We start from the raw sequence: 14342 nt of genomic DNA, 5'->3' as shown, positions 1-14342 counted from the left end.
GACACCGCAGGTTTGCCCATCGCTGCCTCCTACCACCATTCCCATGATCTTAGGAATTTCGCGATCAGGACACTAGGCCGAGCAGCGGTTAACATTGCGAAAGTTCCCGCGATGGAAATGCGGCTCCTTGTCGGCCAGCACGTCAGCCTTGACGTTGCCGAAGGTCGTTTCCGGCTTGTGCTTGATGCCGTCATAGAAGGCCTGGATAATATCCTCCTTGAAGTGCGGCGTGCGAGGATGTGCGTGCACCACCGCCTCCCGCTCTTCGTGGCTGTATTCCGGGTAGGTTAGTCCCAACACATCCATTTCCACACCCGAGGTGACCAGCGCAACCACGGGATGCATGTGCTGCGGAATGCCGGGCGTGGTGTGCAACGCGATGGCTGTCTAGACCATGTCGAAATCCGCCCCGGAAATGCCGTGGCGGCTCAGGAAGTCCCGCGCCGCATTCGCCCCATCAACCTCGAACCGCTCATGCGCGCTGCTGTGCTGCGCAGTCAGCCCCATGTCGTGGAACATCGCGCCAGCTTAGAGCAATTCTAGATCGAAGCGGAGGCCACGATGTCGCCCGGCCAGCGCGCCGAAATAGTAGACGCGGCTGGAGTGGTGGAACAACAATGGCGATGCGGTGTCGCGGACCATCTCGGTCACTTCACGGGCGAGCCTGCTGTCGGGAACAGGTATGCCGGCGATCATCTGGGTCATGGGCCATCTCTCTGCTTGATGGCTCGAGGCTAGGCCCGTTGTTGTTCCGGCGGAATCCGGAGGATCACGCCATATTCGGCCAATAGAAGCCGATGAGGACATAGAGGCAAGCCATGAGCGCGAGCAGGTCGGTGGCCATTCTCGCGGTGCCCGGAGTGCAGTTGTTGGACGTCGCGGGACCGCTCGACGTGTTCGCCGAGGCGAATCTCCAGGCAGGACGAATGGCCTATCGACTTCAGGTCGTCGCGAGGGAGCCGGGGGAGATTCGCAGTTCGTCCGGGGTGCGCCTCGTACCGGATCTGGTGATCAGAGAGATTCGAGATGAAGTCTTCGACACGTTGTTGGTGGCCGGATCCCCTCACGCCGACCGCGACGATTGTGACCATGCCATGGTTTCCTGGCTGCTGCGTACGGCACCCAAGGCGCACCGCTACGGCTCGATCCGCAGCGGAGCTCTCCTCCTGGCCACCGCAGGATTGCTGGAGGGCCGGCGCGTGACCACGCACTGGGCTGTCGCCAAGCGGCTGTCCCGCGCTTATCCCGGTGTGGAAGTCGACATGGACGCGATCCATGTGCGTGACGGCAGGCTCTGTACCGCCGCTGGAATCACCGCAGGGCTCGATCTTGCGCTGGCCCTGGTGGAGGAGGATCTCGGCCGCGATTTAGCCCTACGCGTCGCTACCCAGTTGGTCATGCTGTTCCGGCGCGTCGGCGGACAGGCCCAATTCAGTCGCCGCAGCGAGGCCGCCCCCCGGGCCGGGCGGTACTTCAGGAGGTGCAGCGATGGGCGGCCGCCAACCCGGCTGCAAACTTGAGCGTTCAGGCCCTTGCCGCCCGCGCCGGGTTGAGCGCACGGCATTTCGCCAGATTATTCCAGCATGAGGTCGGCATCACGCCTGCGGCCTGGGCCGAGGAGGCACGGGTCACGGCGGCGAGGCGACTGCTGGAGGCTGGACAGGATGCCCCAAAGCATGTCGCCGCACGTTGCGGCTTCGCCAACGCCGACATGCTTCGCCGCGCCTTCTCCCGCCATGTCGGACTCATGCCAGCCGAATACCGCCGGCGCTTCGCTGCGGCGAAAGAAATGGCCGGCTGAAGGCGCATCTGCGGAAGTTGAAATAAGCTGGCGGGACGACGCCATCGCAACGCCGATCCCTTATCAAGGCCGTTGACCGCCGCTTCAGGTGCCGGCGCCATGCGGTACCTTTCAAGCAGCGCCGGCAATCCAACTCACGACCTAACCCTCGGCATATTCGAGCTGCGGTTCGAGTACCCTTCCATCCTCGACATGCACCGTGACTGGTATGGTTTTCGCAGCCGGAGTCTTGCTGCCGGCCGCGTAATGCCAGATCGGCAACAGGACGTTGCACTCGGGGTAGTATCCTCCGACACAGCCGATCGGAATGTTGTAGGCGACGACAAGCAGGCCGGGAAGGCTGCGGTTCACCCCGTCATCGGCAACAGTCCTGAGCGTCACAGCCTGGCCAACCTTGAGGCCCAGCCGGTCGATGTCGGAGCGGTTCATCAACACGACCTTGCGGGTGTTCTTGACGCCGCGGAATCGGTCGTCGTAACCATAGACGGTGGTATTGAACTGATCATTGCTGCGCAGTGTCATCAGGCGCAGCGAATCATGGCCTACGCCGGGCATGTCCTTGTCCTCATCAAGGCCTCGCGGCGTGACGAAGTTGGCCCGCTGGGTTTCCGTACGCCATTCGCGCCGCTTGGCGGGCAGATCGCGTTGAAAGCCGCCTGGCTCCCACATGCGGCGTTCATAATCCCAGAAGGTGTCAGGCAGAGTCTTGCCAACCTCGAGCCGGATTTCCGCGTAGTTGGTCATGTAGTCGTCCCACCGCACGCGCGGGTTCGGCTCGAGCACCCTCTTGGCCAGTTCGCAGAGCAACCGGATCTCGCTGAGCAGGTGCGGGGAGGCCGGCCTGCGCAGGCCGCGATTTCCGTGGACGCAGGCGGAGGTATCCTCCATCGAAAGGACCTGCTGACCCGCCGCTGTCTCGTCGATCTCCAATCGGCCGATCACCGGAAGAATGTAGCTGATCTCTCCGGGCAGGAGTGCGCTGCGGTTCAGCTTGGTGATCACGTTGACGGTCAGGCGTATGCGGCGCCAGGCAGGCTCCATCTGGCTGTGGTCAGGGATGGCGCGGACGAAATTTCCTCCGAGCATGAAGAAGGCTTTCACCTCATCGCGCAGAATAGCCTCGCAGGCTTCGACAGTGTTGTAGCCGGCCTCCCGCGGCGGCTCGAAGCTGAACTGCTCCCCCAACCGGTCCAGGGGAAACAGCTCGGGCTTTTCCGTGATTCCCACCGTACGCTGGCCCTGCACGTTGGAGTGGCCGCGGACCGGGCAGATGCCGGCACCATCGCGGCCAATATTGCCGCGCATCAGCAGGAGGTTCACCAGCATTTGGACGGTCTCGACGCCTGCTTGGTGCTGGGTCAACCCCATGCCGTAGACGCCGATGACGGCATGCGATTGACTATAGACCGATGCCGTGGCTTCCATATCGGCGCGGTGGAGGCCCGAGCGGCGCTCCAGCTCGTCCCAGTCCTGCGCCCGTAGCCACTCGGCGAAGGCTTCAAATCCGTGAGTATGCTCCCGGATGAAGGTCTCATCGAGAACTGCGGCACCGCCCAGCGCTAGCGACTCGTCATACATGGCCAGCACGGACTTGCAGATGCCGGCCAGGGCCGCGAGGTCACCACCCGCCTTCACCTGGTGGTACTGCGAACTGATACGGGTTTCCTTGCCCGTCAGCATCTCCGTCGGCGATTGCGGATTCAGGAAACGCTCCAGGCCGCGCTCGCGTAGCGGGTTGTAGGTGATGATCGGTACGCCGCGCTGGCTTGCTTCCTGCAGCGGATGCAACATGCGGGGCGCATTGCTGCCCGGATTCTGACCGAAGAACATGATGCAGTCGGCCTTCGCGAAGTCGTCCAGCGCGACGGTGCCGACACCCTGGCCGATGCTTGCGGGCAGTGCCACCGAAGTCGTCTCGTGGCACATGTTCGAGCTGTCTGGCAGGTTGTTATTGCCGTAGAGCCGCGCGAAGAGCTGATAGAGGTAGCTGGCCTCATTGGAAAGCCGGCCGGAGCTGTAGAAGACAGTGCCCTTCTTGCGGTCCTCGACGGCGAGCAGCTCACGCGCGATCTCCTCCAAGGCGTGACCCCAGGACACTGGAACGTACTTGTCCTTCTCGCCGTCATACCGCAGCGGATGGGTCAATCGGCCGGGCTGCTCAAGGTGATAATCGTCCCAGTTCCTCAGCTCCGTGACGGTGTGCTCAGCGAAGAACTCAGGCGTGCACCGATGCGCGGTCAGCTCCCACGCCACAGCCTTCACCCCGTTCTCGCAATATTCGAAGGGCAGAGGGCTCGCGGGCTTCACCCAGGCACAGCTGTTGCATTGATAGCCATCCACCTTGTTATGACGGGACAAGGCAATGGGAACACTTGCCAGCACACCCTCGCGCCTCAGGATGTTAGCGACCGAACGAGCGGAACCCCAACCTCCGGCCGGCAGGCGATATGGCTTGAACTTTGGCTTATCCACGGATGCACTCCAGCCGAAATGGGTGCTTCAGAAACACCCGCCCCGTGACCGCGTTGCTACCGGTGCTTGTTGAATGTTTCTCACCTCGAGCCGCAATCTGCCGGAGGCCGCCATGATCATCGGACGAGACTACCTGCTGAAGAAGCCAGCTGGCCCATCCTCACCCAAGCTGTTTCTCGATACGCAGGTCGTGCCCTTCGCAGCAAATATTGCGGGCAGCCTAGAGGTCGCACTGGATCGTGCCTCCGTGCGGACAGGCGTGAGGCCTGCCTTGATCCTGGCCGGTGCACTGGGCCTCGCTTCCCTTGCGTTGTTCGGAATTCTGCGCAGTCGGGGTATGAGGGCGAACAAAGAGCATTGAGCCGGCTCCACCCGTGTTCGAGGCCAGCGGATTCGTGATTCCGCCGCCATAGTGATGCATGAATGCCAGTACCCGAGTTGATGAATCTTCATCTCGGGTGCCGTTGAAGTTCCGCTCATCGTCCGACAACCAATTCCCGGCCTTATATCTCAGTTGAGGGCGGCTGTGGCGCTAGGCTGCTTAAGCCTCCGCCTCATCAACGACTCCATGTCAATGCCGCCTGCGACCGAGCAACGATTTGGCGGCCACAACCAGCTGTCCCTTCGAAAGCGTACCATCGGTCAACCAATTGCAGCCATCCGTCAGCTGGCGCAGCAGATTTCCGCCGCTACCTCCCTTCAAGTGCTGAAGATTAGCGCTACACACAAGCACTTCCATATACGTAGTTCACGCCGCTGGAGCGTAGGAAGCGATATAGAGGCGTTGCCTGCAGCACACGGTCACTCTGCAACTGCGGTATCGTCATGCCGGCGGTGCGATAACGTACGGAGCGCAACGACGCGATGCGGGAACAAGCAATATCAGGAGTACGGCGGCAGGCATGTGGTCCGCACATTATGCTGCAGGAGTCATCGCGCAGGGAACTCGTGCATCGATGATCCGTTCTTCATGAGGCCCCGTGATGTTCTGAAGACATGCCGCCACAGTATCCCGACTCAGTCATTATCTTCACGCGGGCGGACTTCGCCAGCTCCGGTTAACCTTTCATCGTTCAAGGTAGCAGACATGTCAGAGACCCTCAGCAGCCTCATGATCGAGAAGCTCAACCAAGCCTATACCGCGGAGAAGCTCGCGCTGGAAAACCTGCCGAAATTGGCGGAGGCGGCGTCTTCTCCAACACTTAAACAAGCTTTCCAGAACCACGTGCAGGAGACCCAGCAACAGGTTTCCCGCCTGGAACAGGCCGCGAAGCAAATGGGTACCACCGCCGAAGGCGCGCCGTGCGAAGCCATGGAGGGCTTGGCGGCGGAGGGGCAAAGGCTGATTAGCGAACACCAGCCTGGCCCAATCCTGGACGTTCTTCTGGTGGCGGCCGCCCAGGCGATCGAACACCACGAGATCGCCGCCTACGGAACGATGCGGTCGCTGGCGGCGTCCAGCGGCATGCAGGAGGTCGCTGACCTGCTCGGCCAGACCCTTGCGGAAGAGAAGGCGACGGACGAGAAGCTGACTGCACTCGCCGAAAGCGAGATCAATCCCGCCGCGCTGCAGAAAGCCGCCTGAAACCTGAGGCCCTGCGTTCCTGGCCTGGAAAATCCGGGCAGGGCGCTTCGAAAGCAGTGTCCGGCGGACCGTGTCGATACCCACGGCTCGCCGAATGCAGCAGGGGACACCCGTTCATCACAGGACGCCGTCACGGTGAAGCTGGTTCTTCCGCACACACCTGCCCAGCTGACGCGGCGCATTCTGTCTTCGCCGATTATTGTAGGCGGCGTCTGCCAGACCTACACAAGCAGTCCTTGCAGGCTGCATCGCATCGATCAGCCTTGAGGTCGGCACCAGGTTGGCATGTGTTGCCAGCCGGTAAATGGAAATTAGGGCAGATTCTACAGGAGGCAGCAAGAGATCGCGGCGGCGAAGCGACTACTCGGTCACGCCATCCGGCAGTTTTCGTGGGCGGCCATCCTCGCCCATGGCGACATAGGTGAACACGCCTTCCGTGACCTTCTCGGCAGATCTGCCGCCCCGCTCTGGTGCCCAGGTCTCGATCTTCACCTCGATGGAGGCATCACCGGTCTTTTCGATGGTGCAGTAGCAGCTGACCTCGTCACCAACCGACACCGGGCGCAGGAACCGCATCGCCTCGATGCTAACAGTCACCACCTGTCCTCCCGCCCGCTCGGCGGCCAGCGTTCCGCCGGCAAGATCCATCTGTGACAGTGTCCAGCCACCGAAGATAGCGCCGCTTGCATTGGCGTCACGCGGCATGGCGATGGTGCGCAGCTGCACTCCGCCAGGGAGATTTGGGGGTTGCTCGGTCATGGAGTCGGCCTCCTCATCTGGCCAGCCTGGAGCCGGCGCATGTTTCACGCTGACAGTTGGCCTCGATTCACGGGATCGATCCGACAGACACGATGAGGAACGCAGATGGCGCCGCGGAGTTATCGCCAGATCCGAGGTCCGGCGCGCCTTCAGGGCCAGACCAAGAAGTGTCCTGACGGGTAGCGAAGCGGGTGTCGCGGGCAGGTTGCTGCAGATGCTTCAGGATCGCAATGCCTGTTCCGATCACGGCCGCTCCACGCTTAAGCTGGCCAAGTCACGTGTGCCCCGGCCATTCACGTGCTCCGCTATCCAGGCCAGGACCATGTCCTGCCCGGAACGTGCAGTTCAGGGATTGGGCGGTCCGGCACCTGGCATGGCGGCGGCCGGGCCCTCCGCCGCCCGGGCGCTCAGATCCGTCTCCCGCATCATCTTCTGCAGCGTTTCGTCGCCGATGTGATTGTCTTCACGAAGCTGGAGCAGGGCACGGCGCACGGCGTCATGGCCTCCTTGAACGTCGACCTTCCCCTCCGCCGCCCGGGACGCCACCTGGCCGGCGATGTCCTGCTCGTGCTTCTCCTCGGCCTCGTCGCCCAGGGAGGCGGCGCGCACTGCGGCCGGGAGCGTCAATCCCTGCACCAGCACGGCGCCGAGGATCAGAAACGCGGCGACAATGAGGGCGAGGCCGCGATCCTCCATTCCCGGGGGTGCGGACAAGGCAACAATGATTCCTATGATGGAGGGCGTGCAGGCCCAGGCCATGACCCCCGCGGCCGTCAGCCTGGTGACCTTCTGGCCCGCCTCCTCCTCCCGATCCTGCAGAGCCCTCGCCGGCGCCGGCAGACAGGCTGCGAGATAGGAGAAGGCAAATTGCAGCGTGATCGTCAGCATGACCAGCGCCGCAGCCGTCCCAGCCGTTCGCCAAATCGGCCAGTCTTCCAACGCGCCGAGCGCCTCGGGCAGTGCGCGCCCGGCCAGAAGGAACAGAGCGGCGGAGAGCAGGAGGCTCACCTCCTCCCAGAAGGTGGTATCGGAGATGCGGGCCTCAGACGAACTCTGCGTCGTGCCGGTTCGGCGGTCCACTTCGCCCGATGACATGGCAAGTGCGGCCGCGATGATGGTGGCAGATAGCGAGAGGCTGATCGCCTGCGCGAGCAGGGCGCAGAGATAGGGGAGCGCGAGCGACACTGCGATCTCCACCGGTGCCGGCTTGGCGTAAGCGCGCAGCCGACGCGTGGCGCCGCCCATGATCCATCCCACTGCCGCTCCCGCGGCCAGGGCCCAGGCAAAGGCACCGGCGGCAGCCGGCGGCGTTGGCGCCTCTGTTGCGACAGCTTCAACCAGCACCGCCAGAACGCCAAGCGACACGACCCGCGCCACGATCTCACGGACCTTCAGGGCATCGGCGATCGCGCGGGGTACCCTCGGCCGGCCTTCGGCCTCGTGGAAGAGGCGCGTGTCGACCAGTGCCCCGACGACACCCAGCAGCAGGGCCGGCGCCCAATCGAGTCCTGGCAGAAGCCAACGGGCCGCGATCGCGACCACCGGGATCGTGGCGCCGGTCAGCGCCAGGCCGATAACAACCCCCGCGCCGATCGTGAATCGGAACAGGTGGATGGAAACGCGAAGGGCTGCGGCGTAGATGATTGGAGGCAGAAACAGAGCCATCAGAAATTGTGGATCGACCCGCGTGTTCGGCATCCCAGGCGAGAGGGCGGCCGCAATGCCTGCTGCGAAGAGGAGGAGCGGCGTTGGAATGTGCAGGAGCTTCGCCAGGACCAACAGCGGGCCAATCGCCGCAAGCACCAACGCAGCGAACTCAAGCATGCTCATGGCAGAAGAGAACCGCTGAGGGCTGCGGCTTCCGGGCATTTCATCGGGCGAGCTCCAGGCGTGGTATGAGGTTGTCTGGTAGGAAGAACCATTGTTGTTGATTTTAGTTCTTCTGCCCGTGTGATCTCCTCTCGGAGAACCTGTACCGGCATTCACGGGGCGTTGGAGGCTGAGATGGGAAGGCAGTTAACGGTAGCTTCAAGAACTTCCTGACCCTTTGGCACGATCCGGCTCAGCTTGTCAGAGTGCGACTGATACTCGCGCCTCCTGCGGGAGCAGTGCTTTATGCTGGTTGGATACGCCCTGTTCGCAATGGAACCGCACCCCTCGTCCGCTGCCTCCACGCTCCGTTGGAACCTTCGTCGTGTTCGGGATTTGCATCGGTATTTCGAAGCTCAAACGGTGCGGAGGCGGGGTGCTGTTCAGCCAACAATCGGCGCATGACCACTCGCTTCTCCGTCGCTTGAAGGAGAAGTTAAAAGACAATGCGACAGCCGTTGCGAAGCGATGGCAAGCCGTCGCCTAGTCGCTTCGACTGGCCGTCAGCCTCATGCTGCTCGCAACCACGGCCTAGGGGCAGGCTGCCGGGTCTCGGGATCAGGCAGGTAAAGCGTATCTCGCAGCCGGATCGGAGCTGACGCCTCGGAACATTGACCGGATGCAGCTCGCCGCCACCTTCAGGACGGGCCATCCTGGGCGGGTGACCGAGGCGCCACTGATCCAGGATCATCTTCTGTTTCTGCTGACTGCGTTTCCCCACACGCTCTACGCCCTCGACCTCACCCAGCCCGGTCTCCCGATCAAGTGGCAATTCAGGCCGGACGAGGACAGTGCCGCCCTCGGCTACATTTGCTGCGGGAAGAGCGGAGGAGGAATGGCTCTCGCCGACCGGCGTCTCTACCTCAACACGCCGGATGGCTGGACCATCGCCCTGGATACCGAGACCGGCGCGACGCTCTGGGCCGTGCGAACTGCTGACCCGTCATCGGGGGAAACCTTGTCGGCGGCACCCCTCCCCTCCGGCGATACGGTTTTCCTCGGCAATGCCGGCGACCGGTGCGGCGTCAGGGGCTGGATCGCCGCATTGGATGCTGCGGATGGCCGCATTCTCTGGCGCCGCTACAGCACCGGGCCGGATGCTGCTGTCGGAATCGGTGCGGATTTCCGGCCCGTTCAGCAGGCCGACGTTGCGGCGGAGCGTGGTGTCACCTCCTGGCCTCCTTCGGCGTGGCAGCAGGGTGGCGGAACCGTGCCGGGCGTGATCCTTCGGGACGAGGCAACCGGGCTGATCCTGCATGGGACGGGCTACCCGGCGCCCTGGGTTCCCGACCAGCGCCAGGGCGATAACCGCTGGACCTCCGGCCTCTTCGCGCGGGATGCGAAAACCGGGATGGCCCGGTGGTTTCTTCCCATCAACACCCATGATCTCTACGGCCTCGGTGCCACCGCGCCAAACCTTCTGCTGGACCGGGAGTAGGAAGGGCGGCAACGCCAACTCCTCATCATCCCGATGGGAACGGATATGTCTATGTGGTCGACCGCAGCAGCGGCGAAGTTCTCTCGGCCGAGGCATTCGCTCCCGTGAACGCCACCTCCGGCGTGGATCGGCGCAGCAAGGTCCTGATCCGCAATCCCGACAAGGGTGTGCGCCGCGGCCAAATGACGCGCGACATTTGTCCGGCGCGGCCCGGTGCCGTCACGGGCGCCTCAGCCTTTCTGCCGGAAACCGGGCTGCTCTACATCCCCTCCCGCCGGCTCTGCATGGACCTGGAGGCGCGGACCGCCACTACATCCGCGGCACGGGCTTCACGGGCGCGAACATCCGTGTCCGCCCGGCAGGTGACGAAACGCGGGGAGGGCTGGTCGGCTGGGATCTCGCGGCGGCGCGGCCCGCCTGGACCGTGCCCGAGCGCTTTCCGCTCTCCGGCGGCGTGCTCGCGCTGAGAGGGCTGGTTCTATACGGCACCCCTGACGGCCTGCTCAAGGCGCTCGAGGGCCGAACAGGCACCGAGATGTGGCGCTTCCAGGCCACATTGGGGATCGGCAGCCAGCCTGTGGCCTTCGCCGGACCGGATGGGCAGCCCTGGCTGGCGGTCTTCGCCGGCAGCGGCACGGGCCCGGGAGCCGAGATCGACCGGCGCGATGCCACGGCGGAGAATGGAGAAGCGAATGTGCTGCGGGACCTGCCGCACCCGTCCGATCCGTCCTCCATCCTTTATCTGTTCGCCTGCCATGAAGATGGGGTGCGTTGCTTCCGCCATCCTGGCCCTGCTCGCCGGCTGCAAGCGGGAGGAACGGCAGTCGCGCCTCGATCTGCCGATTGCGGAGGTGCAGGACCACGTCCTGGTCATGCCGAACGGCATCAGCGGCCGCCCGCCCGAGGTGATCGCCGCGCAGGGCGAGCCGTTCCGCAACAACGCCTACCAGCTGTCAAAGGGAAAGCGCCTCTTCGAATGGTTCAACTGCCAGAGGCGCAGCGGCAGCGATCGGAACGTCGCTCCCGCCTCGTGATCGGTGGTGCGGTGGCCGCCACGGTGATGATCATCGGCGGGCTGACCCTCGCCAGCTACGTTGCCACGCGCGGCATCGCGGAGGAGCATCCGCAGGCCCTCACCATTCGGGTCCGCGGCTATCAATGGTGGTGGGAAGTGACCTATGCCGACCCCGCGCCCGACCGTGTCTTCCTTACCGCGAATGAACTGCATCTGGCAGCCGGACGTCCCGTGCGGCTGGAACTCGCAGCGGCAGACGTCATCCATGCCTTCTGGGTGCCGAACTTGACCGGAAAGCAGGACATGATCCCCGGGCGGGAAAATGTTCTTGTGTTCACGCCGCACGAGCCTGGCATCTACCGCGCGCAATGCGCCGAGTTTTGCGGCGTGCAGCATGCCCACATGGCACTGCTGATCGTGGTGGAAACGCCGGAGGATTTTGAGCGCTGGCGGGACGCGCAGCTGGCTGAGGCCACCCGGCCCAGGACACCGGAGCAGGAGGCCGGCCGGACGGTGCTGGAAAGCAAGGCCTGCGCTGCGTGCCACACCGTGCGGGGCACCAGCGCCGCCGGCACGCTGGGGCCGGACCTGACCCATGTCGGGGGGCGGCAGACGATCGCCGCCGGCATGCTGCCGACGACCCGGGGATCGCTCGCCGCCTGGATCGCCGATCCCCAGACCATCAGACCCGGGAACAACATGCCGATGGTGCCGCTGACGGCCGACGAGTTGCAAGCCGTCTCGGCCTATCTGGCTGGGCTGGCTGGCCTTCGGCCTTTGGGTCCACCACATGTTCACCACTGGCCTGCCGCGGCTGGGCGAGAGCTTCTTCACCGCCTCCAGCATGGCCATCGCCGTTCCGGCGGGGGTGCAGATCCTCTGCTGGCTGGCGACGATCTGGCTGGGGCGCCCGATCTTTCGGGTGCCATTCCTGTTCATCCCGGCACTCTTCTTCACCTTCGTCCTGGGCGGCATGACCGGGGTGATGGTGGCATCCGTTCCGATCGACACGCAGGTGCACGACACCTACTTCGTCGTGGCGCATTTCCACTACGTGCTGGTCGGCGGCGCACTTTTTCCGCTGCTGGACGCCGTCTACTACTGGCTCCCCAAGGTCACGGGCCGCATGATGAGTGAGCGTGTCGGCCGCTGGGTGGTGGGCCTGCTGTTCCTCGGGTTCAATTTCACCTTCTTTCCGATGCACATCCTGGGACTGCAGGGCATGCCGCGGCGCGTCTACACCTATCAGGTGGAGATGGGCTGGGGCGGGATGAACCTCTTCATCAGCCTCTGCTCGGTCGGGCTCGCCGCCGGCTTCCTGCTCTTCTGCATCGACGTGATCCGCAGCGCACGGAATGGCGAGCCCGCCGGCGACAATCCCTGGAGAGCCTCGACGCTGGAATGGGCGACATCCTCCCCTCCGCCGCCCTATGATTTCGCCCGCCTTCCCGTGGCCAACAGCGCCAGCCCGCTTTGGGACGAGAAGAACAGCCTGCCCGTTGTTTCGGGCCTGTCCGTGAACCGGAGGGAATTGCTGATCACCAGCATGGGCACCGCGACGCCGGAAGCGCGGGAAACCTCGCCGCAAAACTTGATCTGGCCTTTCTGGGCGGCCATCGCGACCAGCATGATGCTGGTGGCCTCCATCTTCACGCCCTGGGCCGTGGTCTGGGGATCGATCCCGCTCGCCATCACCCTGATCGGGTGGTTCTGGCCGCGCGGCACCCCGGAGGATGATTCATGAGGCACCGCATCGTCGCCGATCTTTCCGGCCTGCCGTTGCACGGTTCCGGCAGCAGCAGCCAGACATGGTGGGGCACCCTGGCCTTCATGCTGATCGAGGGAACGGGCTTCGCCCTGGCCGTCGGTGTCTATCTCTATCTCGCCAGCATCGCGCCGCAATGGCCGCTGGGTGCGCCGCCGCCGGATCCCTGGCCGGGCACCGTCATCGCCGTTCTGCTGCTGGTCAGCGCCATTCCGAACTGGCTGGTGGCCCGCTGGGCGGAGGCGCAGGATCTCCGCAAGGTGCGGATTGGCCTCGTTATCATGTCCGTGGCCGGCCTCCTGCCGCTGGTTGTCCGCATCTGGGAATTTCCGGCCCTCAACGTTTCCTGGGACAGCAATGCCTGTGGCTCGATCCTCTGGGTCCTGCTCGGGCTGCACACTGCGCATATCCTGACCGACATCGTGGACACGCTGGTCCTGACCGCGATGATGTTCAGCCGCCACGGCGACAACAAGCGCCGCTACGGCGATGTGCAGGATAACGCGCTGTACTGGTATTTTGTGGTTCTAACCTGGCTGCCCATCTATCTCTGCATCTACGGAGTGCCCCGGCTATGAGCTTGGCGGCCCTGGGCCGGCGTCGGCTGATGCCCGTGGCAGGAATGCTGCTCGGGCCAGGCATCTGGGCCGTGAACATGGAACTGGGGCAGATCCTGGCCTATCCCGAATGCCGCGGCGGCTTTCGCTTCAGCATGGTGGCGACCTTTCTCGGCGCCGCCATCGCGCTGCTGGGCGCCTTTCTCTCCTACCGCTCGTCAAGCTTTCACGGCGAACAAAGTGGGCCTTCCGGGTTCCTGGGTTCGGTCTGCGCCCTGCTCGGCTGCGTCTTCGCCTTCGCCCTTCTTCTCCAGGGCGCCTCCACATTGGTGCTGACGGGATGCGAACGGTGATCCGCTCTCTGCTACCCGGGCTGGCCATGCTGCTCGTCGGGGGTGCCGCCCGGGCTCATGGGGGGAGGATCACCGGCCGCAATGGACCTTTGATCCATGGGTCGTGACGCCGCTGCTTCTCTCCGTTGCGGTCTCTTCCGGGGGCGCGCTGCGGCTCTGGCTTCGGGCCGGCTTTGGTCGCGGGATCGGGTTGTGGCGGGCGGCAGCTTACGCCGCCGGCTGGCTGGCCCTTGCTGCGGCCCTGCTTTCCCCTCTGCACTGGCTGGGAGAACGTCTCTTCACGCTGCACATGGTGGAGCATGAGATCGTCATGGTCATCTCCGCGCCGCTGCTGGTACTGGCACGTCCGGCAGGCGCCTTCGCCTGGGCCCTGCCGGCGGGCTTGCGGCGCCCGGTGTTGCAGGTGGGCAGGGTGTGGCCGCTGCGGCGGGGATGGGCTTTCCTGACCGTGCCGCTGGTGGCAACGCTGGTGCACGGCCTGGCCATCTGGATCTGGCACATGCCGCCCCTCTTCGATGCCACCGTGCAGCATGTGGGCATCCACCGGCTGCAGCACCTCAGCTTTTTGCTGTCCGCGCTGCTCTTCTGGTGGGCGCTGATCCGGCGGTGCGGGCCTGGCCCGGCTGCTCTTCATGTGGTGGTCACCATGATGCACACCGGACTTCTAACACTACCTGGGCATTTTGATTGAGTGTGATGGGACGGCATGCGACGTTGCCTGCTGGAGG

At 64.2% G+C, this 14342-nt stretch carries 14 protein-coding genes and 2 pseudogenes; 10 read left to right on the top strand and 6 right to left on the bottom strand.

The features are described 5' to 3' along the window. Positions 1-72 precede the first annotated feature (72 nt). From D2K64_RS25725 to D2K64_RS25720, 3 genes are read right to left on the bottom strand one after another with little or no spacing between them, the layout of a single operon-like run. A complete protein-coding gene (locus D2K64_RS25725) occupies positions 73-375 on the bottom strand; it encodes a hypothetical protein (RefSeq protein ID WP_238384364.1) in 303 nt (100 codons plus the stop codon). 12 nt (positions 376-387) lie between these two features. Next, a complete protein-coding gene (locus tag D2K64_RS26015; protein WP_274379323.1) occupies positions 388-519 on the bottom strand; it encodes a hypothetical protein in 132 nt (43 codons plus the stop codon). A 9-nt stretch (positions 520-528) separates the two neighbouring features. Further along, positions 529-705, bottom strand: coding sequence for an HD domain-containing protein (locus tag D2K64_RS25720; RefSeq protein ID WP_238384363.1), 177 nt, complete (start codon positions 703-705; stop codon positions 529-531). A 113-nt stretch (positions 706-818) separates the two neighbouring features. Here D2K64_RS25720 and D2K64_RS21765 point away from each other — a divergent pair, with 113 nt between their 5' ends. After that, the gene (locus D2K64_RS21765) at positions 819-1520 is read left to right on the top strand and encodes an AraC family transcriptional regulator (RefSeq protein WP_238384362.1); all 702 of its coding nucleotides are present in this window, start codon (positions 819-821) and stop codon (positions 1518-1520) included. Beyond that, entirely contained in the window at positions 1517-1801 is a 285-nt protein-coding gene (locus D2K64_RS25715; RefSeq protein WP_238384361.1) for a helix-turn-helix domain-containing protein, read from the top strand. The genes D2K64_RS21765 and D2K64_RS25715 overlap by 4 nt, the downstream gene beginning before the upstream one ends. A gap of 141 nt (positions 1802-1942) precedes the next feature. Here D2K64_RS25715 and D2K64_RS21760 read toward each other — a convergent pair whose 3' ends face one another. Beyond that, positions 1943-4273 (bottom strand): FdhF/YdeP family oxidoreductase, encoded by a 2331-nt coding sequence (locus D2K64_RS21760; protein WP_120010468.1) that lies wholly within the window; start codon positions 4271-4273, stop codon positions 1943-1945. Positions 4274-4346: 73 nt separating this feature from the next. Here D2K64_RS21760 and D2K64_RS21755 point away from each other — a divergent pair, with 73 nt between their 5' ends. Both D2K64_RS21755 and D2K64_RS21750 read left to right on the top strand, forming a co-directional pair. Further along, complete coding sequence (locus D2K64_RS21755) at positions 4347-4634, top strand: hypothetical protein (RefSeq protein WP_202910786.1); 288 nt, start codon at positions 4347-4349, stop codon at positions 4632-4634. A 726-nt stretch (positions 4635-5360) separates the two neighbouring features. After that, positions 5361-5858, top strand: a complete 498-nt coding sequence (locus D2K64_RS21750; RefSeq protein WP_120010466.1) for a YciE/YciF ferroxidase family protein — start codon at positions 5361-5363, stop codon at positions 5856-5858. A 360-nt stretch (positions 5859-6218) separates the two neighbouring features. On the opposite strand, the gene D2K64_RS21745 is transcribed toward D2K64_RS21750, so the two are convergent. Together D2K64_RS21745 and D2K64_RS21740 are read right to left on the bottom strand one after the other, a co-directional pair. Continuing rightward, the gene (locus D2K64_RS21745; RefSeq protein WP_120010465.1) at positions 6219-6617 is read right to left on the bottom strand and encodes an acyl-CoA thioesterase; all 399 of its coding nucleotides are present in this window, start codon (positions 6615-6617) and stop codon (positions 6219-6221) included. Between the two features lie 345 nt (positions 6618-6962). Beyond that, the gene (locus D2K64_RS21740) at positions 6963-8486 is read right to left on the bottom strand and encodes a cation:proton antiporter domain-containing protein (protein WP_120010464.1); all 1524 of its coding nucleotides are present in this window, start codon (positions 8484-8486) and stop codon (positions 6963-6965) included. A gap of 565 nt (positions 8487-9051) precedes the next feature. On the opposite strand from D2K64_RS21740, the pseudogene D2K64_RS21735 reads away from it, so the two are divergent. From D2K64_RS21735 to D2K64_RS21700, 6 genes and pseudogenes are all read left to right on the top strand, one after another. After that, positions 9052-9924 (top strand): annotated as a pseudogene (locus tag D2K64_RS21735) (outer membrane protein assembly factor BamB family protein); the annotation flags it as partial. After that, positions 9824-11641: pseudogene (gene coxB, locus D2K64_RS26095) on the top strand (cytochrome c oxidase subunit II); the annotation flags it as partial. The pseudogenes D2K64_RS21735 and coxB, both read left to right, overlap by 101 nt. Before the next feature lie 88 nt (positions 11642-11729). Beyond that, the gene (locus D2K64_RS21715) at positions 11730-12683 is read left to right on the top strand and encodes a cbb3-type cytochrome c oxidase subunit I (protein WP_120010461.1); all 954 of its coding nucleotides are present in this window, start codon (positions 11730-11732) and stop codon (positions 12681-12683) included. Beyond that, entirely contained in the window at positions 12680-13282 is a 603-nt protein-coding gene (locus D2K64_RS21710) for a cytochrome c oxidase subunit 3 (protein ID WP_120010460.1), read from the top strand. Before D2K64_RS21715 ends, D2K64_RS21710 begins: the two co-directional genes overlap by 4 nt. Continuing rightward, positions 13279-13614 carry a hypothetical protein gene (locus tag D2K64_RS21705; protein WP_120010459.1) on the top strand — a complete coding sequence of 112 codons (336 nt, stop codon included), beginning with the start codon at positions 13279-13281 and terminating at the stop codon, positions 13612-13614. The genes D2K64_RS21710 and D2K64_RS21705 overlap by 4 nt, the downstream gene beginning before the upstream one ends. Before the next feature lie 103 nt (positions 13615-13717). Further along, complete coding sequence (locus D2K64_RS21700) at positions 13718-14305, top strand: cytochrome c oxidase assembly protein (protein WP_120010458.1); 588 nt, start codon at positions 13718-13720, stop codon at positions 14303-14305. Positions 14306-14342 lie beyond the last annotated feature (37 nt).

The organism is Teichococcus vastitatis (assembly GCF_003604215.1).
Taxonomy (GTDB): domain Bacteria; phylum Pseudomonadota; class Alphaproteobacteria; order Acetobacterales; family Acetobacteraceae; genus Pseudoroseomonas; species Pseudoroseomonas vastitatis.
This window is presented reverse-complemented; position numbering and strand designations above follow the sequence as displayed.

Excerpts from the sequence above, each read along its gene's own strand:
- D2K64_RS21750 (WP_120010466.1), top strand. The coding sequence starts at position 5,361 with ATGTCAGAGACCCTCAGCAGCCTCATGATCGAGAAGCTCAACCAAGCC.
- D2K64_RS21740 (WP_120010464.1), bottom strand. The coding sequence starts at position 8,486 with ATGCCCGGAAGCCGCAGCCCTCAGCGGTTCTCTTCTGCCATGAGCATG.
- D2K64_RS21705 (WP_120010459.1), top strand. The coding sequence starts at position 13,279 with ATGAGCTTGGCGGCCCTGGGCCGGCGTCGGCTGATGCCCGTGGCAGGA.
- D2K64_RS21710 (WP_120010460.1), top strand. The coding sequence starts at position 12,680 with ATGAGGCACCGCATCGTCGCCGATCTTTCCGGCCTGCCGTTGCACGGT.
- D2K64_RS25720 (WP_238384363.1), bottom strand. The coding sequence starts at position 705 with ATGACCCAGATGATCGCCGGCATACCTGTTCCCGACAGCAGGCTCGCC.
- D2K64_RS21755 (WP_202910786.1), top strand. The coding sequence starts at position 4,347 with ATGTTTCTCACCTCGAGCCGCAATCTGCCGGAGGCCGCCATGATCATC.
- D2K64_RS26015 (WP_274379323.1), bottom strand. The coding sequence starts at position 519 with ATGTTCCACGACATGGGGCTGACTGCGCAGCACAGCAGCGCGCATGAG.
- D2K64_RS21745 (WP_120010465.1), bottom strand. The coding sequence starts at position 6,617 with ATGACCGAGCAACCCCCAAATCTCCCTGGCGGAGTGCAGCTGCGCACC.
- D2K64_RS21765 (WP_238384362.1), top strand. The coding sequence starts at position 819 with ATGAGCGCGAGCAGGTCGGTGGCCATTCTCGCGGTGCCCGGAGTGCAG.
- D2K64_RS21715 (WP_120010461.1), top strand. The coding sequence starts at position 11,730 with ATGTTCACCACTGGCCTGCCGCGGCTGGGCGAGAGCTTCTTCACCGCC.